The sequence below is a fragment of the Longibaculum muris genome, assembly GCF_004343035.1.
GTDB classification, from domain to species: domain Bacteria; phylum Bacillota_I; class Bacilli_A; order Erysipelotrichales; family Coprobacillaceae; genus Longibaculum; species Longibaculum muris.
In genome coordinates this window covers 208906-231819 of record NZ_SMCQ01000002.1, presented here as the reverse complement: position 1 = coordinate 231819, position 22914 = coordinate 208906, and the positions used below count along the sequence as shown (strand labels likewise).

Annotated in this window: 31 protein-coding genes; 29 read left to right on the top strand and 2 right to left on the bottom strand. The window is 30.1% G+C overall.

The genetic code is table 11. The features are described 5' to 3' along the window. Nucleotides 1-34 precede the first annotated feature (34 nt). From EDD60_RS03335 to EDD60_RS03285, 11 genes are all read left to right on the top strand, one after another. Nucleotides 35-376, top strand: coding sequence for an STAS domain-containing protein (locus EDD60_RS03335; protein ID WP_066443595.1), 342 nt, complete (start codon nt 35-37; stop codon nt 374-376). Next, nucleotides 373-798 carry an anti-sigma F factor gene (gene spoIIAB / locus EDD60_RS03330; protein WP_066443598.1) on the top strand — a complete coding sequence of 142 codons (426 nt, stop codon included), beginning with the start codon at nt 373-375 and terminating at the stop codon, nt 796-798. Before EDD60_RS03335 ends, spoIIAB begins: the two co-directional genes overlap by 4 nt. Next, nucleotides 791-1516, top strand: coding sequence for a SigB/SigF/SigG family RNA polymerase sigma factor (locus EDD60_RS03325; RefSeq protein ID WP_066443601.1), 726 nt, complete (start codon nt 791-793; stop codon nt 1514-1516). Before spoIIAB ends, EDD60_RS03325 begins: the two co-directional genes overlap by 8 nt. A gap of 28 nt (nt 1517-1544) precedes the next feature. Then, the gene (gene lepB, locus EDD60_RS03320; RefSeq protein ID WP_066443612.1) at nt 1545-2045 is read left to right on the top strand and encodes a signal peptidase I; all 501 of its coding nucleotides are present in this window, start codon (nt 1545-1547) and stop codon (nt 2043-2045) included. Nucleotides 2046-2073: 28 nt separating this feature from the next. Beyond that, nucleotides 2074-2571 carry a hypothetical protein gene (locus tag EDD60_RS03315; protein WP_066443613.1) on the top strand — a complete coding sequence of 166 codons (498 nt, stop codon included), beginning with the start codon at nt 2074-2076 and terminating at the stop codon, nt 2569-2571. 96 nt (nt 2572-2667) lie between these two features. After that, nucleotides 2668-4422, top strand: coding sequence for a phosphoenolpyruvate carboxykinase (locus tag EDD60_RS03310; protein WP_066443615.1), 1755 nt, complete (start codon nt 2668-2670; stop codon nt 4420-4422). A 235-nt stretch (nt 4423-4657) separates the two neighbouring features. Continuing rightward, nucleotides 4658-4933 (top strand): DUF6442 family protein, encoded by a 276-nt coding sequence (locus EDD60_RS03305; protein ID WP_318026097.1) that lies wholly within the window; start codon nt 4658-4660, stop codon nt 4931-4933. Nucleotides 4934-4935: 2 nt separating this feature from the next. Further along, the gene (locus EDD60_RS03300) at nt 4936-5148 is read left to right on the top strand and encodes a helix-turn-helix transcriptional regulator (RefSeq protein WP_066443623.1); all 213 of its coding nucleotides are present in this window, start codon (nt 4936-4938) and stop codon (nt 5146-5148) included. A gap of 257 nt (nt 5149-5405) precedes the next feature. Then, on the top strand, nt 5406-5687 hold the full coding sequence (locus EDD60_RS03295; protein WP_066443626.1) for a DUF1648 domain-containing protein: 282 nt from the start codon (nt 5406-5408) through the stop codon (nt 5685-5687). A 17-nt stretch (nt 5688-5704) separates the two neighbouring features. Next, nucleotides 5705-6061, top strand: a complete 357-nt coding sequence (locus EDD60_RS03290; RefSeq protein WP_066443630.1) for a hypothetical protein — start codon at nt 5705-5707, stop codon at nt 6059-6061. Then, nucleotides 6062-6376: a hypothetical protein gene (locus EDD60_RS03285; RefSeq protein WP_066443632.1), complete on the top strand. Its 315-nt coding sequence runs from the start codon at nt 6062-6064 to the stop codon at nt 6374-6376. Between the two features lie 229 nt (nt 6377-6605). On the opposite strand, the gene gdhA is transcribed toward EDD60_RS03285, so the two are convergent. Continuing rightward, a complete protein-coding gene (gene gdhA / locus EDD60_RS03280) occupies nt 6606-7949 on the bottom strand; it encodes an NADP-specific glutamate dehydrogenase (RefSeq protein ID WP_066443638.1) in 1344 nt (447 codons plus the stop codon). Between the two features lie 158 nt (nt 7950-8107). Here gdhA and EDD60_RS03275 point away from each other — a divergent pair, with 158 nt between their 5' ends. The 15 genes from EDD60_RS03275 (at nt 8108) to EDD60_RS03205 (ending at nt 19404) form a co-directional block, all read left to right on the top strand. Next, nucleotides 8108-8479: a hypothetical protein gene (locus EDD60_RS03275; protein ID WP_066443640.1), complete on the top strand. Its 372-nt coding sequence runs from the start codon at nt 8108-8110 to the stop codon at nt 8477-8479. Between the two features lie 5 nt (nt 8480-8484). Further along, nucleotides 8485-9261 carry a MurR/RpiR family transcriptional regulator gene (locus EDD60_RS03270; protein ID WP_066443643.1) on the top strand — a complete coding sequence of 259 codons (777 nt, stop codon included), beginning with the start codon at nt 8485-8487 and terminating at the stop codon, nt 9259-9261. Between the two features lie 67 nt (nt 9262-9328). Then, on the top strand, nt 9329-10192 hold the full coding sequence (locus tag EDD60_RS03265; RefSeq protein WP_066443646.1) for a damage-control phosphatase ARMT1 family protein: 864 nt from the start codon (nt 9329-9331) through the stop codon (nt 10190-10192). A gap of 242 nt (nt 10193-10434) precedes the next feature. Next, the gene (locus EDD60_RS03260; protein WP_066443649.1) at nt 10435-11403 is read left to right on the top strand and encodes an ATP phosphoribosyltransferase regulatory subunit; all 969 of its coding nucleotides are present in this window, start codon (nt 10435-10437) and stop codon (nt 11401-11403) included. Continuing rightward, a complete protein-coding gene (gene hisG, locus EDD60_RS03255) occupies nt 11396-12016 on the top strand; it encodes an ATP phosphoribosyltransferase (protein WP_066443652.1) in 621 nt (206 codons plus the stop codon). The genes EDD60_RS03260 and hisG overlap by 8 nt, the downstream gene beginning before the upstream one ends. Before the next feature lie 3 nt (nt 12017-12019). Further along, the gene (hisD, locus tag EDD60_RS03250; protein WP_066443654.1) at nt 12020-13318 is read left to right on the top strand and encodes a histidinol dehydrogenase; all 1299 of its coding nucleotides are present in this window, start codon (nt 12020-12022) and stop codon (nt 13316-13318) included. Nucleotide 13319: 1 nt separating this feature from the next. Next, nucleotides 13320-13907 (top strand): imidazoleglycerol-phosphate dehydratase HisB, encoded by a 588-nt coding sequence (gene hisB, locus EDD60_RS03245; RefSeq protein WP_066443656.1) that lies wholly within the window; start codon nt 13320-13322, stop codon nt 13905-13907. 13 nt (nt 13908-13920) lie between these two features. Then, the gene (gene hisH, locus EDD60_RS03240) at nt 13921-14526 is read left to right on the top strand and encodes an imidazole glycerol phosphate synthase subunit HisH (RefSeq protein WP_066443659.1); all 606 of its coding nucleotides are present in this window, start codon (nt 13921-13923) and stop codon (nt 14524-14526) included. Beyond that, complete coding sequence (gene hisA / locus EDD60_RS03235; protein ID WP_066443661.1) at nt 14523-15260, top strand: 1-(5-phosphoribosyl)-5-[(5-phosphoribosylamino)methylideneamino]imidazole-4-carboxamide isomerase; 738 nt, start codon at nt 14523-14525, stop codon at nt 15258-15260. The genes hisH and hisA overlap by 4 nt, the downstream gene beginning before the upstream one ends. Further along, nucleotides 15230-15997, top strand: a complete 768-nt coding sequence (hisF, locus tag EDD60_RS03230) for an imidazole glycerol phosphate synthase subunit HisF (protein ID WP_066443662.1) — start codon at nt 15230-15232, stop codon at nt 15995-15997. The genes hisA and hisF overlap by 31 nt, the downstream gene beginning before the upstream one ends. After that, complete coding sequence (gene hisIE / locus EDD60_RS03225) at nt 15994-16638, top strand: bifunctional phosphoribosyl-AMP cyclohydrolase/phosphoribosyl-ATP diphosphatase HisIE (RefSeq protein ID WP_066443664.1); 645 nt, start codon at nt 15994-15996, stop codon at nt 16636-16638. Before hisF ends, hisIE begins: the two co-directional genes overlap by 4 nt. After that, entirely contained in the window at nt 16638-16871 is a 234-nt protein-coding gene (locus EDD60_RS03220) for a hypothetical protein (protein ID WP_066443666.1), read from the top strand. Before hisIE ends, EDD60_RS03220 begins: the two co-directional genes overlap by 1 nt. 92 nt (nt 16872-16963) lie before the next feature. Then, on the top strand, nt 16964-17554 hold the full coding sequence (gene rbr, locus EDD60_RS03215) for a rubrerythrin (RefSeq protein ID WP_066443668.1): 591 nt from the start codon (nt 16964-16966) through the stop codon (nt 17552-17554). Nucleotides 17555-17617: 63 nt separating this feature from the next. Continuing rightward, complete coding sequence (locus tag EDD60_RS03210) at nt 17618-18475, top strand: MurR/RpiR family transcriptional regulator (protein WP_066443670.1); 858 nt, start codon at nt 17618-17620, stop codon at nt 18473-18475. Between the two features lie 122 nt (nt 18476-18597). After that, nucleotides 18598-19404, top strand: a complete 807-nt coding sequence (locus EDD60_RS03205; protein ID WP_066443672.1) for an HAD family hydrolase — start codon at nt 18598-18600, stop codon at nt 19402-19404. A gap of 49 nt (nt 19405-19453) precedes the next feature. On the opposite strand, the gene cysK is transcribed toward EDD60_RS03205, so the two are convergent. Beyond that, the gene (gene cysK / locus EDD60_RS03200) at nt 19454-20377 is read right to left on the bottom strand and encodes a cysteine synthase A (protein WP_066443674.1); all 924 of its coding nucleotides are present in this window, start codon (nt 20375-20377) and stop codon (nt 19454-19456) included. A gap of 126 nt (nt 20378-20503) precedes the next feature. Between cysK and EDD60_RS03195 the strand changes: the two genes are divergently transcribed. The 3 genes from EDD60_RS03195 to EDD60_RS03185 are packed head-to-tail and all read left to right on the top strand — an operon-like array spanning nt 20504 to nt 22893. Further along, a complete protein-coding gene (locus EDD60_RS03195) occupies nt 20504-21292 on the top strand; it encodes a histidinol-phosphatase HisJ family protein (protein ID WP_132226209.1) in 789 nt (262 codons plus the stop codon). Nucleotides 21293-21337: 45 nt separating this feature from the next. Further along, complete coding sequence (locus EDD60_RS03190; RefSeq protein ID WP_066443678.1) at nt 21338-21688, top strand: hypothetical protein; 351 nt, start codon at nt 21338-21340, stop codon at nt 21686-21688. A gap of 38 nt (nt 21689-21726) precedes the next feature. Continuing rightward, the gene (locus EDD60_RS03185; protein WP_066443681.1) at nt 21727-22893 is read left to right on the top strand and encodes a cation diffusion facilitator family transporter; all 1167 of its coding nucleotides are present in this window, start codon (nt 21727-21729) and stop codon (nt 22891-22893) included. Nucleotides 22894-22914 lie beyond the last annotated feature (21 nt).

Genomic DNA, 22914 nt, shown 5'->3' with positions numbered 1-22914 from the left:
ATTGGTATATGATAGCAGGGAAGGAGGAGATACAATGGAAAATCATATTGAAATACAGAAATTAAAGCAGTTTATCATTGTTCACTTTTATGGTGAGATTGATTGTGTTATGGCACCAATCTATCGTCAACAGTTAAGTGATTTATTAGAGGAAACAGATGAAGATGTTGTCTTTGATTTTCAAGAAACATCCTTTATAGATAGTTCAGGAATTGGGTTGGTTTTAGGACGTTATAACCAATTGAAATTTGAGCATCGTACACTGATATTAACCGGGTTAAATCAAGTGGCATATCGTTTATTTGAATTAACAGGTTTATTTCAAATTATGCCTTATTATGAATCATTAGATTATTTAAAGGAGGGATCAATATGAATCAAATGGAAGTCAGTTTTAGTGCAACGTTAGATAATGAAAACTTTGCTAGAACAACAGTAGGGGCTTTTTTGACTCCTTTAAATCCAACAATTGATGAAATCATTGAGATGAAAACAATTGTTTCAGAAGCCGTTAGTAATGCGATTATTCATGGTTATAATAATAATCCTGAATGTCATGTTGTAATAAAGATGGAAATAGAAGATCGCCTTGTTAGATTAGTTATTCAAGATTATGGGAAAGGAATAGAAAATCTAGAACAAGTCAAAACACCTTTTTATACGACTGCAAAAGACTTAGAACATGCTGGGATGGGAATAACAATCATAGAAACACTGGCTGATAGCTTAGAAATCGAAAGTGTTATCAATATCGGAACAAAACTAATCATCACAAAAAGACTGAAAGATCATGGCTAGTTCTAAAACATTAGATCTACTTGTGAAAGTGCGTTTGGGGGATGAACAAGCGAAAGAACAAGTTGTCAAAGATAATTTAGGATTGGTATGGTCGATTGTTCATAGATTCAAGAATAGTTATTATGATAAAGAGGACTTATTTCAAATTGGCTGTATTGGCTTAATGAAGGCGATTAATCATTTTGATCCTTCATACAATGTTCAATTTTCAACATATGCTGTTCCAATTATTATGGGAGAAATTAAGCGCTATTTTAGAGATGATGGAACAATTAAAGTTTCTCGTTCTTTAAAAGAATTGAACATCAAAGTCACAAAAGCTAAAGAAATCTTACAAGGAGAAAATAATGAAGAACCAACAGTTGAAGATGTTGCAAAATATTTAGATGTTGATGTTCAAGATGTCGTAGAAGCCATTGATTCTTCTTATTATCCAACATCGTTAAATGAACCAATATATGAAAAAGATGGTTCAACAATCAGTGTTGAAGATCGTTTAATTGATAAAAGTGATCATATGTGGTTTGAAAAAATTGCCTTGGAAATGGAAATGGAAAAACTTGATGAAAAAGAGAAGATGATAATTTATATGCGTTATCAGCTCGATTATAATCAGGAAGCTATTGCAAAAAGACTGGGCATATCACAAGTACAAGTATCACGTCTAGAGAAAAAAATTGTAACAAAGTTAAGAACACGCTTAAAAGATTGTGAATAATATGCTATAATAGCGTGGGGCGATGAAAATGGAAAAAGAAGATATCAAGAAATCCTTGTTTGAATATATGAAAGTCATTATTATAACAGTTGTTTTAACATTAGGGGTATTGCATTTTATACAAATCTCTAGAGTTGTTGGTTCATCAATGGAACCAACTTATCATAATGGAAATATTATTCTGGTAGATAAATACTTTTATAAGCGAGGAACACCTTCTTATAATGATATTGTTGTTGTGAAATATCATGTTAGTGCAGGTGAGGATCAAATTATTAAAAGAGTTGTCGGATTACCAGGTGATCATATTGAGATGAAAAACAACAAGCTTTATCGTAATGGTGAATTATTGAACGAAGATTATATTAATGAACCGATGGTAGGAAATGAAGATTTTTCATATGATATACCAAAGGGAAAGGTTTTTGTTATGGGGGATAACCGTAACAATAGTGTTGATTCAAGAATGATTGGATATATTGATTTTGATGATCAGGTTGTTGGTCGTGTGTTTTTTAAGGTCTTTTGATAAGACCTTTTTTCTTTTGGAGGATATAATGAAAAGATTAAGATATAAAAGAGTAGTGATTGTAAGTGTAGGATTTTGTTTGATAGTTATGATTTTGTTGTATATGTTTTTTCATAGAAATCATTTTTATGAATATGAGGGTAAGATTGATACGTATGTTGCAACTTATCGTCAAGATAATAAGATTTATACTTTTGATTTAAAAGGTTTTCAAAAAGATGAGAAGATGTATTTATCATTGAATGATATGTATAATATGGTATTGATTTTAGATAAGAATACAAAGGTTTATGTGGATGAACAAAAGCATACTTTGACTTATCAGATGAGTGAAGGAAATTATCTTTTTGATTATGGTCAAAATAAGATTGTATACAATAATGAATGTATTGAATTAAAAGATGAAAATGAATATATTTATATTTCTCATAAAAATTATTATATTAATGTGTCTTTTATAGAAAAAACAGTATTAAAAAATGATAAAAAGATAAAATTTAAAAATAAAAACGCTATCATTCAATAAATTTTGCAATTTTAGTAGTCAAGGTCAACTTTTTTTGATAGAATGTATGGTAAATTAAGGGGATATACAAAGTATATCTAAAGAAAGGGTGGAATTATGGCATATAAGTTTAATATAACAAGAGGTAATGCGATTTTAAATTTCTCTGAAGAATTCTGTCAAAGTCGTTGTCAATTAATTGAAAGTGAATCTTTTGCAAAAGTTTTAGAGAAATATATAAAAAATATTAAAAGAAAAGATACAACTATCTATGGATATCTTCATGGTATTCAAGAAGATGATGTTGATTTATTAGATAATTTAAGAGGTATTTTTAAATTATTATTAGTTATGTCGGTTGATGAAGTGTGTTCAATTCGTCCAGAAGCTAAGAAATATTTTAAAGATATTGATATGTTTATTGCATTAGTAGAAGATATTTACTTATTCTGGAGACGTCTACAAAGATATGCTGTTGTATTCAATGAAACAAAGAGAGCAGGATATCAAAATGTTCAATTTGCTGATGCACAAAGTGAATTTGAAGAATTGGTATTAGAAGTCTATCGTTCAATTGAATCTGCATTAGGTAAGAAGGATAAAGTCTTACGTCAAATTACAGCAGGGGTTAATGCTGGGTTAACAGTGACTCATATGAGACCATTCTTGCCATATGAATATCGTAATTTGGATGAAATTCCTTTTATTGAATCAGTAGTTATTCATCCACCATTTATTGCTTATTCAAAACGTAATAAAAGAGATGGTGTTTTCCCTGAAATGAAAAGAAATCCAATTGAAGATCGTAAATTTGATTCCGATTCTTGGTTCTGTTATCCAGCTAAAGTTGGTGATTTATTATGTTTTGTTTACTTTAATGTGAAGTTTATGGCACAAGGGGTTACTTTATGTAACTTATTTGATTTGGCTGATGAAACAGAATATAGAAATAGAAAACCTGATTTAATTTATGTCTTTGGTTATGAAGATGGTGAAATGAATCAAGCATTCTATCAAGATGAATCTAATGATATGATTGTGGCTTTATTATCTGCTAATGATAATTTTGATTATTTTGGATATATGAAGAAAATGATTTTAACTTTACACAATGTTCAAAAGATTAATCATCGTGAATTACCAATTCATGGAGCAATGGTTAAGATGACACTTCATAATGGTGAAACAAAGAATATTGTTGTTATGGGAGATAGTGGTGCTGGTAAGAGTGAAACAATTGAACAAATTAAAGTCATTGGAGCTGCATATATCACTGATTTAACAACTATTTATGATGATATGGGTGTTTTATCATTAAATGAAAAAGGTAAGGTTAAGACTTCTGGTACAGAAATTGGGGCATTTGTGCGTTTAGATGACTTAGATGCTGGTTATAGTTTTAAAGAATTAGATAGATCAGTCTTTATGAATCCTGATAAAGTCAATGCACGTATTGTTATTCCAATTACTGATTACAAAGATGTTGTTGCTAAACATGATGTTGATATGTTCTTATATGCAAATAACTATGAAGAAGATGGTGAAGCATTAAGTTTCTTTGATAGTCCTGAAGAAGCACTTCAAGTTTTTAGATCAGGGGCACGTATGGCTAAAGGAACAACAACTGAAATGGGTATTGTTGAAAGTTATTTTGCTAATCCATTTGGTCCTGTTCAAAGAAAAGAACAAACAGAACCGATCTTACAGGATTATTTCAAAAGAATGTTTAAACAAGGTGTTAAAGTTGGTCAATTACGTACAAGACTTGGTATTAAAGGTAATGAACATAAAGGACCAAAAGAAGCAGCTATTGCTATTTTAAAATATGTAACAGGTGAAGAAGAATTAAAAGAATTACCTGCAGAAGAATAATGAGTTAAGGCATAACTTCGGTTATGTCTTTTTTATTTGAAAAAAATTAAGACAATCGAGTTTACAGATATGCAAAGTTTTATTGGCAATTGTATTGACAAGTACACTTGGCGATGATATATTATAAGTGACAAGAAAACTTGTCAGAAAGAGAGTGAGGATATTTATGAAAAAAGAAGAAATTTTAGCAAGAAGTAAAAAAGAAAATATACATGGAGATGAGTGATATAAAGCAATTGAAAAAACTGCTAATCAAACTGCTTTTTTAGCAATAGAATCAGTTTACGCTGTTTTAATAGTCATTTTAGTTATTCAAAAATTGATAACTGGAAAAGCATTTGCTGATTATCAAGTTTTCTTACTGGCATTTTTAATTGGATATATAGGACGTTTTGCAACGAAATATAGCTATACTAAAGAAAAAGAATGGTTGTTTGGACTTGTATGTGGTATTATTGGTTCAATTGCATGTTTGATAAATATTGTGGGAAAAGGAATGGGATGGTTTTAATAATGAATGAAGGCCTGATACTGAAAAACAATTTAAAAGAAGCAAGATCAGAAAAAAAACTTTCACAGTCCGCATTAGCTGAGATGGTTGGTGTATCTCGAAACACAATCAGTTCTATTGAAACTGGACAATTTAATCCAACTGCAAAATTAGCATTGATTTTGTGTATTGCTTTAGATAAAAAATTTGAAGAATTATTTTATTTTGATGAATGATATATAACTATATAGTGGTGTATTGGAAAAAAATCAATTGAGTTGACTATAATTTTTTATTTGATGAATATGAAGAAGAATTTCATGTATAAGAATATTTTCATACAAAAAAATCATTGATTTATAGTGATAAGTGTGAATTTGTTGATTAGTTAATATATTAATTGAGGCATAACTTCGGTTATGTCTTTTTTTATTTATATTATTTTGTCACAAAATCAATTAATCATCGTCTAATTTATGAAGGGAGGAAATTTATGAAGAATTTAAAAGAATACATTGTTTTTATATTTCCAGTTATTTTAATATTTTTATCTGTTTTATGTTTGCCATTATTACCAGCGCAGATACCTATACAATTTCGTATGAATGGTGAAGTGACTTCCACTTTATCAAAGTATTTAGCTATCTGGATTTTACCATCTATTGAGTGTTTATTGATAATACGTTATAAAAAGAATAAAAAAATCTTCTTATATTTATTCTTATTATTTTTGAGTTGTATTCAAATTGCAGTTATTTTGTTATCGATCATTTAAAATAAAGGAGAGAGAAAATGAGTAGAAATACAAAGATAAAGGAATTGTCTCATACAAGATTGGCAAATCAATATGGTGGTTGGATTTATTGTGAATCTTGTGGTGAAAATATTGGATATTTATGTTATACAACGTATGATAATTTTATCTTCAATTATCAGTGTCAATGTGAAAGTTGTGGATATATTCATATTGCTTTTGGTGATGTTAGCTCAGAAAAGATTTCAAATGATAAATTAATAAAGATTAAAAATAGATTATGTTGTATACATGATCAGTCGCCACTGCTTACTATTTTAAAAGAAAAGCTTATTTCTTATCAGTATGAGATTGATTGTTTAAAATGTCAAAGAAAATATAAGGGGGAAAAATAAATGACAACATTTTTGTTTACATTGCTTATTGGTTTATTGGGAGGTCTTATTGATGTTTTACCTATGATTAAAATGAAAATGGATAAATACTCAAATTTTTCTGCATTTGTTCATTATTTGATTGCTCCATTTATAATCTTTTCTATAGAATGGGGATTACCTTGGTGGCTCAAAGGTGGATTGTTAAATTTATTATTAACTATTCCTGTCATTATTCTAGCTGTTAAGGATGATAAGAAGTCAATAATACCAATGACTATTATGTCAATTGTTTTAGGAACGCTTATGGGAGTTGTGGGATATTTGGTCATATAAAAAGATAACAGAAGTAATAATCAAGGTAGAACCTAAAAAATCTTCACTACTATTTAATAAAAATATTTTTTTATCATTTCTTTTCTAGAAGCTCATCATAACTTAACTCAAGACTTAGTTTTTTGAAGATTCTCACTGAGAAATTGTTTGTCTATACCAATATTATAATAGTGCTATCTCATTTATGCGCATAGAAAAAGACTTATCATATGACAAGCCTTTTTTGTTTCTAATAAATTCCTTGAGAAATCATTGCAGCTACGACTTTTTCAAATCCAGCAATATTTGCACCTTTAATTAAGTCATAACCTAAACCATATTTTTCAGCTGCAGCAACAGAAGCTTCATGAATACTAATCATAATTTGATGTAATTTTTCATCAACTTCTTCTTTTGTCCAGCTATAACGCATTGAGTTTTGTGCCATTTCTAAAGCAGATACTGCAACCCCACCAGCATTAGCAGCTTTAGCAGGTCCTAATGTTCCACCATTTTCTAAGAAATAGGCAATTGCTTCAGGTTTTGTTGGCATGTTAGCACCTTCAATAATATATTTCACACCATTGGCAACTAATTGTTTAGCTTCTTCTAAACCAATTTCATTTTGTGTTGCACATGGGAAAGCCATATCAACTTTTAATCCCCAAGGTTTTTCACCTGGATGGAATTCACAACCAAATTTTTCAGCATAATCTTTTAATTTAACATCATTAGAACTTCTAATTTTTACTAAGAAATCAATCTTTTCATCAGTAATAATTCCTTCAGGATCATAAATATATCCATCTCTACCAGAAATAGAAACAACCTTTGCTCCATATTCTCTAGCTTTTAAACAAACACCCCATGCAACATTTCCATAACCAGAACATGCAATAGTCTTTCCTTCATAACTATCATTAAAATGTTTTAAAACTTCTTTACCATAATATACAGCTCCAAAACCAGTTGCTTCAGGTCTAATTAAAGAACCACCATAAGGTAAAGGCTTACCAGTTAAAACACCATTTTCATAAGCCCCTCTAATACGTTTATATTGACCATACATATAACCAATTTCTCTAGCTCCTGTACCAATATCCCCAGCAGGTACATCTACATCTGGTCCAATATGACGATATAATTCAGTCATAAATGATTGACAAAAACGCATAATTTCATTATCTGATTTTCCTTGTGGATCAAAATCAGAACCACCTTTACCTCCACCAATAGGTAAAGTTGTTAATGAGTTTTTAAAGATTTGTTCAAATCCTAAGAATTTAATAATTCCTAAATTTACTGAAGGGTGTAATCTTAAACCACCTTTATAAGGCCCAATAGCACTTGAGAATTGTACACGATAACCTCTATTTACATGAACCTTACCTTGATCATCTTGCCAAGGTACTTTAAACATAATTGTTCTTTCAGGTTCTACTAATCTTTCTAATATTGCCATATCTTCATATTCAGGATGAGCAGCAATAACAGGTTCTAAGCTTTCTAAAACTTCTTCAACAGCTTGAATAAATTCTGGCTGATCAGCATTTTTTGTTTTTACTTCTGATAGTACTTTTTCCACATAATTCATATCAATATCCTCCTTTTTTTATTCTATTATACACGTTTTTATTGAAATGTGAATATTTTTTTATAATTTAATAAAAAATTATCACTTAATAAATTTGCAACCTCAAAATACTTTGTCAAACATTATTGAATATGGTAAACTTAAAAAAGGTGATAGAAATGAAAAAAAGATTTAAAGAATATCGTATGTTTATTGTATGTTTGATGATGTTTATAGCATTTATTGGAATTGGAGTCTATTCAGCAATGAATGGACATAAACCACAAATGATTGGTGCTTTTATGTTAGCATTAATTGCTTTGTTTTTATTATTAGGAAGATATAAGATGGTTTTATTTGATGATGTAATGATGATTTATGAATGGAAAGTTGCTGCTATGCTTCCAACAATAATTGAATACAAAGATATTCAATCAATTGAAAAGAAATCAAAACATCATCTTGTTATTCATCATACCCATGATAGTCATGTTTATGTTTTTGATAGTGATGAATTTTTAAAATATTATAATTCATTTAATAAGGCATAGATGACATGAATTTAGTATTGATGACATTACTAGATTATATTAATGATCCGCATATTTCGGTAGTTGATCGATGTATTGGTGAATATATAGTAAAAAATATAAATCAAGTCAGTCTTTATTCAATTAATCAATTAGCTAAATCAGCAAGTGTCTCTATTTCACAGGTAAGTCGATTTATTAAGCATATTGGTTTTCAGTCGTTTTCTGATTTCAAGGAATCATTAAATGTTCATGGACATAGTCAAAGACATTCATTGTTACAAAAAGACAATCAAATGGAAGTTTCAACTTATCAAAAATATGTTCAGGAAGAAATACAATACTTTTTTGAACATTTTTCTTTTGATATGTTAGATGAATTTATTCATGATTTACTTTCATTTCCTAAGATTGGAATGTTTGGCATTTTAAATAGTGAAAATATGGTTAAAAATTTGCATTATGATTTAGCAATGAAGGGAATTATGACATATTCATTCTCACATTTTATTGATCAACTTTCTTTTATTGAGAATGCTGATGATCAAACTCTTATTGTTATTTATTCAATATCAGGAGAATATGTGACTGATAATTGTTATTCTCGTTATTATCAAACTTTAACTGCTTTAAAAAAGAGTCGAGCTAAAATTTATGTAGTTACAAATAATAAGAAACTTTCTCATTTTTCATATCTTGATAGGATTATCCATATTCCTATCAAGAATCAACTTTATCATTATTCTTTGCAATGTTTTAATGATGTTGTTTTATTGGAATTACAAGAACATAGGCTTCCATAATATGGAAATATCAATATTTTATTAAAATATAATGCTAGAATAGTTAATGAAAGAGAGGAATGAGTATATGAAAATAAGAGATTACTGTTTGCCTTGTTTGGTTAATCAAGTTGTGAAAGTTGCTCATATGAGTCATGCACAAAATAAAGAAGAACTTTATCATCAAGTTTTTGATTATTTAAGTTCTTTAGATTTTGAATTAACCAATCCAGAAATTATTGGACAAACATTTCAGATGCTAAAGAAACATATTCATAATAACGATCCTTATAAAGAAATCAGACGTTATTATAATGATTTGTTTTTACAACAACAAGATTATTTCCGTGACTTAATAGAAAAAGCAGATGATTTTTTTGAAATGGCTATTCGTTATGCAATTATTGGAAATATCATTGATTTTAGTCCTATGCATAATCATGATATCAATGATGTTATGAAATATTTTAAAAATATTGAAAACCAAAGACTGACTTTAAATGATATTGAAAAATTAAAAGATGATTTAAAGAATGCCAAAACATTATTATATTTAGGAGATAATTGTGGAGAAATTTGTTTGGATTATTTATTGATTGAAAAAATAAAACAGATGTATCCTGATTTAATGATATATTTTGCGACTAGGGGAGAAGCTGTTGTTAATGATTCGATATTAGAAGATGCTTATTATGTACATATGGATCGTTATGCAACGATTATTGATAATGGAGATTATTCTTTGGGGACTATTTTACATCGTGTGAGTCCCAAGTTTTTAGATATTTATCATCAAGCGGATGTGATTATTGCTAAAGGACAAGCTAATTATGAGAGTTTAAGTGAGGAAGTAAAAAATATTTATTTCTTATTGATGGTAAAGTGTCATGTGATTGCTGATGATATTGGAGTTGATGAGAAATCACTGGTTTGTTTTCATCGTGAAGAATAATAAGAACTTTTTTAAAAAGTTCTTTTATTATATTTGAAAATATGTTAAAATGGTAAAAAATGAGGTGGTATTTATGAAAAATACAATTTTAAAATCAAAATTACATCACCATCATTGGTACAAGTAGGGTTATATCGAGTGATTGATACAGCCCATTTTGCATATACATAAATGGGTGTATCTAATGACTTAAAGATATTGACGAGTCATTGGGACTCGTCTTTTTTTATAGGAGGGGAAATATGGAAGAATTTAAATATTTGATACCAGAAGAAAGTATTGATGCGATTATGGATAATGTCGCAACTTTAAGAACAATTGAAAATGATTTGAGACAGGTTTTTGTTAAAAATGGGTATTTAGAGGTTTTGATGCCATCATTTGAATATGTTGATTTATACAATGATATGGATATAGGCATTGAAGAAGAAAAGATGTTCCAATATATTAATTATGAAGGCAAGAGAGTGGCTTTACGTACAGACTTTACTGTTCCACTTGCTCGTTTATATAGTAGTAAAAAAGAACAAGGTGAAAAAAGATATTGTTATTTTGGAAAAGTTTATCGTAAAGAAAAACGTCATAAAGGAAGAAGTAGTGAATTTTTTCAGGCTGGTGTTGAGTTATTAGGGAAAGCTGGTTATGAAGGCGATATTGAGTGTTTACAAGTGATTCAAGAGACTTTATCTTCTTTACAGTTAAAAGATATCAAGATTGAAATGAGTTCAGCCAAGTTTTATCATCGGCTTTTAAAGTTGGTTGATGATGAATCGTTTGTTGATATCTTAAAAAAGCGTGATCTTTCAGCAATCAAAAAATTGATTGAGAAAAAACAGATTCAAAGTCCACTGAAAGATTTATTGATTCAATTACCAAGATGTTTTGGAGATATTGATATCCTAAAAAAGATGATTGCTATTATTCAAGATGAAGAACTCAAAGCTGCACTTAAAGAATTAGAAAATCTATATAATCATCTCAATAACAAAGATGTCTTTAGTTTTGATTTAGCAATGACACCAAGTATGAAATATTATACTGGAATTATGATTAAAGGATATTCACCTTATAGTGCTGAAACAATTATCAATGGGGGAAGATATGATCGTTTAATGAATCATTTTCATAAGGATGTTCCAGCCATTGGATTTAGTTATGATTTAAGTCATATTTTAAATGCTTTAGAAAAGGAAGGTGAAAGTCATGATTAAAATTGCAATTACTAAAGGACGTATTGAAAAACAAGTTTGTCAGCTTTTACAAAGTCGTGGTTATGATATGGATCCCATTATTCATAAAGATCGTGAATTATTGATTGAAACAAATGATGGTTTATCAATGATTTTTGGCAAAGCCAATGATGTTTTGACTTTCTTAGAACATGGGATTGTAGATATTGGTTTTGTTGGACAGGATACTTTAGATGAAAGTGATTTTCATGATTATTATGATATGTTGGATTTAAATATTGGAAAGTGTTATTTTGCTGTGGCAGCCTATCCAGAATATAAAACTAAAGAGTTCCATCGTCGTAAACGCATTGCTTCAAAATATACAAAAGTCGCAAAAGAATATTTTAATTCTAAACAAGAAGATGTGGAAATTATTAAACTTGAAGGTTCAGTGGAATTAGGACCAGTAGTTGGATTGAGTGATGCGATTGTTGATATTGTTGAGACAGGTTCAACACTGAAAGCCAATGGGTTGGAAGTGATTGAAAAGATTAGTGATATTTCAACCAAAATGATTGTGAATAAAGTGAGTTTAAAATTTAAAAAAGATGAAATTTTTAAAATGATAGATCGATTAAATGGGGAGGAATAAAAGATGTTAAAGACATTAGATTTTAAAGGAAATTATGAAGATATTGCTGCAAAATTTTCATCACGTAAAGCTGATATTTCAAAACAAGTCAGTGAAGCTGTTGATAGTATTATTGATGATGTGAAAAAAAATGGGGATAAGGCCTTGATGAAATATTGTCGTAAATTTGATGGGTTCATGATTGAAGATCCAAAGGAATTGATTGTGACAAAGAAAGAAATTTTAGAAGGAGTATCTGAAGTTGGTAAAGATTTTATGCGTATCTTAGAGCGTACAAAACAACAAATTACAGATTTTCATAAACATCAGGTTGATAAATCATGGTCAGTTTATAAAGAAAACGGAGTTATGATGGGACAAATTGTTAGAGGTTTAGAAAATATTGCTTTATATGTACCTGGAGGAACGGCAACTTATCCTTCTACAGTCATGATGAATGCCATTCCTGCTAAACTTGCAGGGGTTAAAAATTTGGTGATTATCACACCAGTCAAAGAAGATGGAAAAGTGAATCCAACAATTTTAGCGGCGGCTTATGTTTGTGGAATTGAAACAATTTATAAAGTTGGTGGAGCACAAGGGGTTGCTGCTGTGGCAGTTGGAACAAATACGATTCCAAAAGTTGATAAAATTGTAGGACCAGGAAATATTTATGTTGCGACAGCAAAAAAGAATTGTTATGGCATGGTAGATATTGATATGGTGGCAGGTCCTAGTGAAATTTTGATTGTTGCTGATGAAAAGGCCAATCCAAAATATATTGCTGCTGATTTAATGAGTCAAGCTGAACATGATAAGTTAGCTAGTGCCATTTTAGTTACAACATGTCCTGCATTGGTGGATGAGGTGAATCAAGAGTTACAAAGACAAATGGCTTATTTATCAAGAACAGAAATTATTGAAGAATCCCTTGCCAATTATGGGGGAGCGATTTTGGTAGACAGTATTGAAGAAGCTTTTGAAGTTTCTAATTATCTAGCACCAGAACATTTAGAAGTCTTGGTTGAAAATCCACTCAATACTTTACCGCTTATTCATAATGCTGGCTCTATCTTTTTAGGTGAATATACTCCAGAACCATTAGGTGATTATATGTCAGGAACAAACCATGTTTTACCAACTGGAGGAACAGCTAAATTCTATAGTGCTTTAGGAGTTTATGATTTTGTTAAATATTCGTCATATAGTTATTATCCAAAACAAGTTTTATCAACATTTAAAGATGATGTTGTGAAGTTTGCAAAATTAGAAGGTCTTGATGCACATGCCAATAGTGTAGCAGTCAGATTTGAGGAGGAGTAAGATGCGTACAAGTTCAATCAATCGAGAAACCAAAGAAACAAAGATTGTTATGGAGTTAAATCTTGATGGTCGTGGTCAAGCTGAGATTGATACAGGGGTTGGTTTTATGGACCACATGTTTGAATTACTAGCTTTTCATAGTGTATTTGATATAAAAGTGAAATGTGTTGGTGATTTAAAAGTTGATAGTCATCATACTATTGAAGATTTAGGAATTGTTTTTGGAGATTGTCTATTACAAGCTTTAGGTGATAAAAAAGGAATTATGCGCTATGGACAAATGACTATTCCAATGGATGAAGCTTTAGTCACTACAACTCTTGATTTAAGTGGTCGACCTTATCTTGTTTATCATGCAACACTTCCTATGATGATGCTTGGTAACTATGAGACAGAAATGACTAAGGAATTTTTTAAAGCTGTGAGTGATCATGCTTTGATGACACTTCATATCAATGAATCCTATGGTGAAAATACTCATCATATTATTGAAGCAATGTTTAAAAGCTTTGCTAGAGCATTAAAGCAAGCAGTCATGATTGATGAAAAAAATAAAGATCTGATTGTTTCATCCAAAGGTCTTTTATAAAGGAGGGATGAGTATGGTTGTTATTATTGATTATAATATAGGAAATCTGAAAAGTGTTCAAAATGCTTTTGAGCGTATTGGGGTAAAGACTATAGTAAGTCGTGATCATGATGTCATCTCTCAAGCCGATGGGATTGTATTACCAGGAGTTGGGACTTTCCCAGTTGCTATGGAAAATCTTAAAAAGTATGATTTGATTGATATTTTAAAAGAAAGAAAGGCAGCTGGTGTTCCTATTTTAGGGATTTGTTTAGGAATGCAGATTCTTTTTGAACAAGGTCAAGAAGTGAAATTGACGAAAGGATTAGGTTTTTTAAAGGGTGAAGTGAAGTTAATGCAGGTCAATGCGAAAATTCCTCATATGGGATGGAATGAACTGTGTTTTGCCAAAAAACATCCTTTACTTAAAAATATAAAAGAAAAAGATTATGTTTATTTTGTTCATTCATATATGGCTTATCCTTGTGAGAAAGAACTTGTGGCTTATTGTGAGTATGGTGATTCAAAAATCACTGCTATTGTAGCTAAAGATAATGTGATGGGATGTCAGTTCCATCCTGAAAAAAGTGGTGAAGTCGGAAAACAAATTCTACTTGCCTTTAAGGAGATGATTCAATGATTTTAATACCAGCTATAGATTTAAAAGATGGACAAGCGGTCCGTTTGTATAAAGGAGATTATTTACAAAAGACAATTTATTCTTCTTCACCTGAAGATATTGCTTTAAACTTTGAAAAAATGGGTGCTGATTATCTCCATGTTGTTGATTTAGATGGCGCAAAGGAAGGTACAACAACTAATCTTGAAACGATTCAAAAAATCAGAAATGTTTTATCCATACCTATGGAACTTGGTGGAGGAATCCGTGATATGCAAACCGTTGATCTTTATTTAGATCAAATTGGAATTGATCGTGTGATTTTAGGAACCGCAGCCATTGAAAATCCCGAATTTTTAAAAACTGCTATTCAAAAATATGGATCAGAACGAATTGTTGTAGGTGTTGATGTCAAAGATGGTTATGTTGCAACTTCAGGATGGCTTGTTCAAACCAAGACACATTATTTAGATTTTTTAAAGGAACTTGAAAATATCGGAGTTCAATATATTGTTTGTACAGATATATCTAAAGATGGAACATTGAGTGGACCATCCTATGATTTGTATCAAGATATTTTTGAACATAGTTCAATCAAGTTTGTTGTTTCTGGTGGAATTAAAGATGCTGACGATATTTATCGTGTGAATGCATTAGGTTATTATGGATGTATTGTTGGTAAGGCTTATTATGAAGGAAAAATTGATTTGAAAGAGGTGATATCATGCTTGCAAAAAGAATCATCCCATGTTTAGATATTAAAGATGGTAAAGTTGTTAAGGGTGTGAATTTTGTTGGTTTACAGGATGTTGGTGATCCAATTGAAATTGCCAAACGTTATGATCAACAATGTGCTGATGAAGTGGTCTTTTTGGATATTACTGCAACTTATGAAAAGCGTGATATTATTAAGGATTTGATTCAAAGAGGGGCAAGTGAATTATCTATTCCTTTGACAGTTGGGGGAGGTATCCGTACAATTGATGATTTTCGTATGATTTTATCAAGTGGTGCTGATAAAGTTTCTGTCAATTCAGCAGCGATTAAGAATCCTCAATTGATTAAAGAAGCTTCTGATGAATTTGGAGTTCAATGTGTGGTTGTCGCTGTGGACGCTAAAAAAAGAGCTGATAAGAGTGGCTATGATGTGTATATTGCTGGTGGGAGAGAGAACACTGGTTTAGATCTTATTGAATGGGTTAAACAATGTGAAGCTTTAGGAGCCGGTGAAATTTTATTGACTTCAATGGATCGTGATGGAACACGCGATGGCTTTGATATTGAAATGTTAAAAGCTGTAATTGATGCTGTGTCTATCCCTGTTATCGCAAGTGGGGGATGTGGCGACAAAGAAGATATTGTTGAAGTTTTTGAAAAGACCAATTGTGATGGGGCTTTAGCGGCTTCATTGTTCCATTATGGTGAAGCAACAATTGATCAAGTCAAAGAAGAATGTGTAAAACATAATATACCAGTAAGGAGAAATATATGAGACCGGATTTTGAAAAAGGAAATGGATTAGTTCCTGCGATTGTTCAGGACTATCAAACAAAACAAGTATTAATGTTAGCTTATGTTAATGAAGAAGCTTATGAAAGAATGCTTAAAACAAAAGAAACTTATTATTATTCACGCTCACGTGGTGAATTATGGCATAAAGGAGAAACATCAGGACATTTTCAATATATTAAAGGTATGTATTTAGATTGTGATGAGGATACATTATTGATTTATGTTGAACAAATTGGAGCTGCTTGTCATACAGGATGTTATTCTTGTTTCTTTAATGAAGTGTTGCCTTATCATTTTTCACAAAATATTTTTCATGATTTATATGATGTGATTGCTGATCGTCATGTTCATCCTATTGAAAAATCATATACCAATTATTTATTAGATCAAGGGGTTGATAAGATTTGTAAAAAAGTTGGTGAGGAAGCAAGTGAAACCATTATTGCTGCTAAAAATAATGATAAAGAAGAATTAATCGGAGAAATTAGTGATTTGTTTTACCATACGTTTGTATTGATGTTTCAACAAGGTATTCAAGTTGAGGATATTGAAAAGAAATTATCTGAACGTCATCAAATCGCTGGTAATAAAAAAGATTTTCATCAAAGAGGCGAATATTAATGAAAAATATAGTTATAAAATATACGCTGTTATTGATGGGATTATTAATCATATCGGTATTTATTCATTATGGAACAATTTTTCCGCTTATAGAAATGATTTGTAAGAGTGCTATTTGTTGTAATTTCTTCAATGCTATGACATTAATGATTGGGGAACCTGTTATATGTATTATCATTATTGTTTTTTTGATTAATCATAAGGAAAAACAATATTATGATTCAATTTCATAAGGTTTATTATAAAAGCGAATTATTTTGTTCAATCGAACGAATAATTCTTTTTTTATTGTTTATACTACAAATGTTAAAGGAGGATTTATCAGATGAAATTTGAAGAAAGTCAAACAAAAGAAAATTTAATGCGTGCTTTTGCAGGTGAATCCCAAGCGAGAAATCGTTATACATTTGCTGCTGGTGAAGCCATTAAACAAGGGCATCATATGATAGGTGATGTGTTTTTATTTACAGCTAGTCAAGAAAAAGAACATGCTGAAATCTTTTATAATCATTTAGAGGCTATGGCTGGTGAAACAATTTTTATTGATGGTGGATATCCTATTGATATTTCTAAAGATGTGAAAACTTTATTAGATTATGCAAAGCATAATGAATATGAAGAATATGAAGATGTTTATCAAAAATTTGCTGAAGTCGCTTCGCAGGAAGGATTCTTAAAAGTTGCTCAAGATTTTCAAAACATTGCGGAAATTGAAAAAACACATGGTGATCGTTTTGGACAACTAGCAACTTGGATGGAAAACAATGAACTTTATCATTCTTCTTCATCGGTTCAATGGACATGTTTAAATTGTGGGTTTATTTTTGAAGGAACTCAAGTTCCAGAAAAATGTCCAGTATGTCAACATGATCAAGGATATTTTATTCGTTTAGAATATGCACCTTTTATGAAATAAATGCTTTTATAGCATTTTTTTCTTTTGGTTTTAATGTTAAAATAGAACCAAGAGGTGAAAATCATGAATATATTTGCATTATTAAAAGTGACAAAAGATTTAACCAATAGTGAAAAAGCTATCGTAGAATTTATTTTAAAACATCCTCAACAGTTCTTAGAGATGAATACAAAACAAATCAGTCAAGAATGTTATGTTTCAACATCTAGTATCTATAGATTATGTGAGAAATTAAATTTATCAGGTTTATCTGAATTAAAAGTCAGGATATCTGGTTCAATAGAAAGCTATTTAAAAGAAAATGAAAATATTGATTTTAATTTTCCAATTCAACAAAATCAAACTCATTTTGAAATGATGAATAATTTAAAAGCTGATTATAAACAAACAATTGATTCAACATTTGAACTATTTCAATTAGATCAATTAAAACATGCTGTAAATGCTATGAAAAAAGCTAAATTTATAGATATTTATACATCTGCAGGGAATGTTCCTTTTGCCTTAAACTTTCAATTTCAAATGCAAGAAATCGGGGTTATTGTCAATGTGCCAATTGATGAGTATCGTCAACGTTTAAGTGCTTCATCAAGTGATAAGACTCATTTTGCTATTATTATTTCCTTTGGCGGGAGAGGTATCTTATCACCTATTTTACCTGCTATATTAAATCAAAATAAAACACCAATTTTATTAATATCTTCAACTGAATATCATCCTATTAATACGCATATTGACTATCAATTATTTATGAGTTCACATGAAGATCATTATCATAAAATATCATCTTATTCAACAAGACTTTCTTTACTTTATATATTAGATGTTTTATATACTTGTTATTTTGAATTAGATTATGATTATTTCTTACAAAAGAAATTAGAATACTATCAAGTCATCAGAGAAAATAGTGAAAAATGATAAAAAATTATTTTTTTACTGATTTATAAATAAAAAAAACGTAATATTTTTTCAATTTATAATGATTGAATTGAGTGAGTATATTCTTTTGTTATATGATAGGAACATAGGAGGGAAAGAAAATGGATATTAAAGCAATTATGTGTGATGTGGATGGGACATTACTAACAAGTGAACAAGTTGTTTCACCATTTACAATTGAAATGATTAAAGCAGCAAGAGAAAAAGGAATTTTATTTGGTTTATCAACGGGTCGTGATGTGAATAGTGTTCAAACATTATTAAAAGAATGGGGTATTGAAGGTTTAGTTGATTCGATTGTTGGAACAGGTGGAGCTGAAATTTATGATTATGTTTTAAATGTTGAAAAATCAAGTTATCCATTAGATGGAGAATTAATTAAAGATATTATGAAACATTATGAAGGAATGGATTTAAACTTTGCAATTCCTTATGATGGTATCTTATTTGCTCCAAAAGATGATCGTCATATTCAAATGCTGGCAACTGCTGATAAAGTTCCTTATCAAGTTACTGATTTTGATGAATTCTTAAAAGAACCTAAACCAAAATTAATTATTGTTTGTGATGAGGATTATATGGATAAAGTCATTGAAAGAAGTCAAACATTCTCAAATGATAAATTCAAATCATCTTCATTAAAAACGGCAAGTGTTTTATATGAATATATGGATCCAAGAGTGACAAAAACACATGGTTTAGAAGAAGTTATGAAAATGCATGGTTTGACAATGGAACAATTATGTACATTTGGAGATGCAGATAATGATTATGATATGACACTTAATGCTGGTGTTGGTGTTGCTATGGCAAATGGTAGTGATAAAACAAAGAGTGTTGCTGATTATATCACGGATGATAATAATCATGATGGAATTGGTAAATTTATTCAAGAACATATTTTATAAGGGATACGATGGTATTCCTTTTTTTGTAAAAAAAAGGAGTAAAAACTCCTTAAAATAAATCTGTTGATAAATAACGATCACCACCATCAGGAAGAATCACAACAATATTTTTATCTTTGTTTTCATCCATCATGGCTAATGTTTTGCCAACATATAAAGCCGCTCCAGAAGAAATACCAACTAAGATACCTTCACTTTTAGCTAGCTCTCTTGCTCCTTGATATGCCTGATGAGTTGTGACAACTTTGACTTCATCATAGATATCTTGATCAAGGATATCGGGAATAAAATTAGCGCCAATTCCTTGAATTTGATGAGGACCAGCTTTTCCTTGAGAAATAAGAGGAGAATCTGCTGGTTCAATCGCAATGACTTTCATCTGCGGATGTTTGGCTTTTAAATATTGCCCAATGCCACTAATAGTTCCGCCAGTACCAATTCCGGCTACCAGAATATCGATATGTCCATCCATCTGTTCATCGATTTCTGGACCAGTAGATAATAAATGAGCTTTAGGATTACTTGGATTGATAAATTGTCCAGGAATAAAACTATCAGGAATCTCTTGAGCTAATTGCTCAGCTTTTTCAATGGCTCCACTCATCCCTTGACTTCCAGGCGTTAAAACAAGCTCAGCACCAAAAGCCTTCATTAATTTCTTACGTTCTTCACTCATTGTTTCGGGCATTACAATCATCACATGAAAACCTAAAGAAGCCCCCATTGCACAAAGCCCAATGCCAGTATTTCCACTCGTTGGTTCAATAATTGTTGCGCCTGGTTTTAATTTTCCAGTTTCCAAAGCATCAAGTAGCATTTGTTTGGCAACACGATCTTTAATACTTCCAGCTGGATTATAATATTCTAATTTTGCAAAAAGATTTGCTTTTAATTGATTTTTTTCTTGAATACGATGTAGCTGCATCATAGGTGTATGACCAACTAATTCTTGAAACTGATGATATACATTCATGAAAACCCCTCCTTTAATTATTATGCTAATTATAAAAAGGCTTATGCAAAAAATCAAAGAATATGATAATATCTTTTCAGATGAAAAATAAAATGTTACAATAAGAAGAAATTGGAGGTAGATATCATGCGTAAAATAGATTATCATATGCATACTCACTTTTCAGCAGATAGTGAAGCATCACCTAGAGAACATATTTTAGCAGCCATAAACAAGGGTTTGGATGAGATTTGTTTTACTGATCATAAAGATTTTCATTATCCTTATTGTCCTTTTGATTTAGATGCTGATCGTTATTTTCATGAACTCAAACAATTACAAAAAGAATTTGCAAATCAAATCAAGATTAAGATTGGTTTAGAGATGGGGTTGGATGTTGAGTTCTATGATGAAATCAATGCTTTTGTTAATGCTCATGATTATGATTATGTTATTGGATCTATTCATGTCATTCATCAAAGTGAATTTTATGATCCAGCAGATTTTTTTAAAGGCAAAACAAAAGAAGAAGCTCATCAAGAATTTTTTGAAAATACCTTAGAATGTGTTCAAAAGTTTGATTGTTTTAATTGTTTAGGTCATCTGGATTATATTTGTCGTTATGGACCTTATGTTGATAAACAAGTCAATCATCAAAGATATCAAAGCATTATTGATGATATTTTTCAAACATTGATTCAAAAAGGAAAAGGAATAGAAGTGAATACTTCTGGGTATAAAGATAGAAAGACTTGTGGATTCCCGACTTTTGAACAAGTAGAAAGATATTATCAAATGGGTGGAAGAATCATAACTGTTGGCACGGATTCGCATACGAGTGATCGAGTTGGTGAACATGTGGAAGATGTTTTAAAAGAATATCAAAGAATTGGTTTTGATGATGTTTCGACTTTCACAAAAAGAGTTAGAGATTAGTGATATTATATGCTATAATGAAAGTACGTTCATAGGAGGGATAAAATGATCTGTTATAATAAAGAAGATATTGAAGATTTAAAGAATCATGAAGGTGAATATTATATGCCTAGTGCATTGTTTGATACAATGCAATATAAATTAGTTCGTTTAGAAGTGAAGTGGGCTTATGTGGCTTGTTTGAATGTTATGCTTAAGAGTCCATCTTTTGATAAAGATGGAAAAGCTTTTATCAAGGATGATCATCCACAAATGATAGAAGTCTTAAAAGATTTGGCTCATAAAAAGGTTGATCAAGAGAAAATGAGTGGTTATATTCAAGAGTTAGAAGAACAAGGTTTACTTGAAAGAAATGGCCGCGATGTTTATTTAAAGAAAATATGTAATGTTTTTTAGAATAGAGTTCTCTCTATTCTTTTTGAAAGGAGTTTTTTATGTTTCAATTCATTGTCAAAAAATTTATACCTCAATATCAAGAAACATCCTTACCCATTGTTAGAGAAAAATATGGAATCCTTTGTAGTATTTTATCTATTATCTGTAATGGTTTTATGGTTGTTTTTAAATTATTGTTTGGTTTTTTAACACAATCCGTGGCTATTCAAGCCGATGGTTTGAATAACTTATCTGATATGGGAAGTAACCTTGCTACGTTATTTGGCTTTAAAATGGCTGGAAAACATCCTGATGCTGATCATCCTTATGGTCATGGAAGATATGAATATATTACAGGATTAGTCATTGCTTTTTTAATATTATTAGTCGCTTTTTCATCTTTAAAAGAATCAGTTATGAAAATTATTGAACCACAAAAAGTTTATTTTCAAATTGCCGCTGTGATTGTTTTGGTTGTTTCTATCTTAGTTAAGTTTTGGATGTCCTCATTTAATAAGACGGCTGGGGAATTGATTCAATCAACATCACTCAAAGCAGCAGCTCAAGATAGTTTAAATGATGTTATGACAACCCTTGCAACACTTTTATCATTATGTTTTAGTTTAGTCACTGATTTACCGTTAGATGGAATCATTGGGGCTATTGTATCTTTATTTGTTTTAAAATCAGGAATTGATATTTTTAAAGATACTGTTGATCCTTTGTTGGGACAAGCACCAGATAAAGAATTGGTTGATGAGATTTATGAATATGTTATGTCTTTTGATAAAGTTATTGGGATTCATGATTTTATGATGCATGATTATGGACCGGGTAGAAAATATATGACGTTTCATGCTGAAGTGAATTGTTGTGATAATATTATGGATATTCATGATCAAATTGATTTGATTGAAAGAGAGCTATTAGAAAAGTTTAATATTTTAACAACTATTCATATGGATCCTATTGATATGAATGATGAATTAACCAATCAGTTAAGAGAAAAAGTCAAAGAGATTGTTGATGACATTAATCATCAATATAGTATTCATGATTTTAGAATTGTGAGTGGACCTACACATACAAACTTGATTTTTGATGTTTTATTACCTACTGGTGATCAAATTGCTCATACGGATTTAAAACAAGCTATTGAAAAGAAAGTTAAAGAATTAAGTCCAACATATTTTTGTGTTATTCAAATTGATCATTCTTTTATATAATGACAAAATTTTAAAAAATGT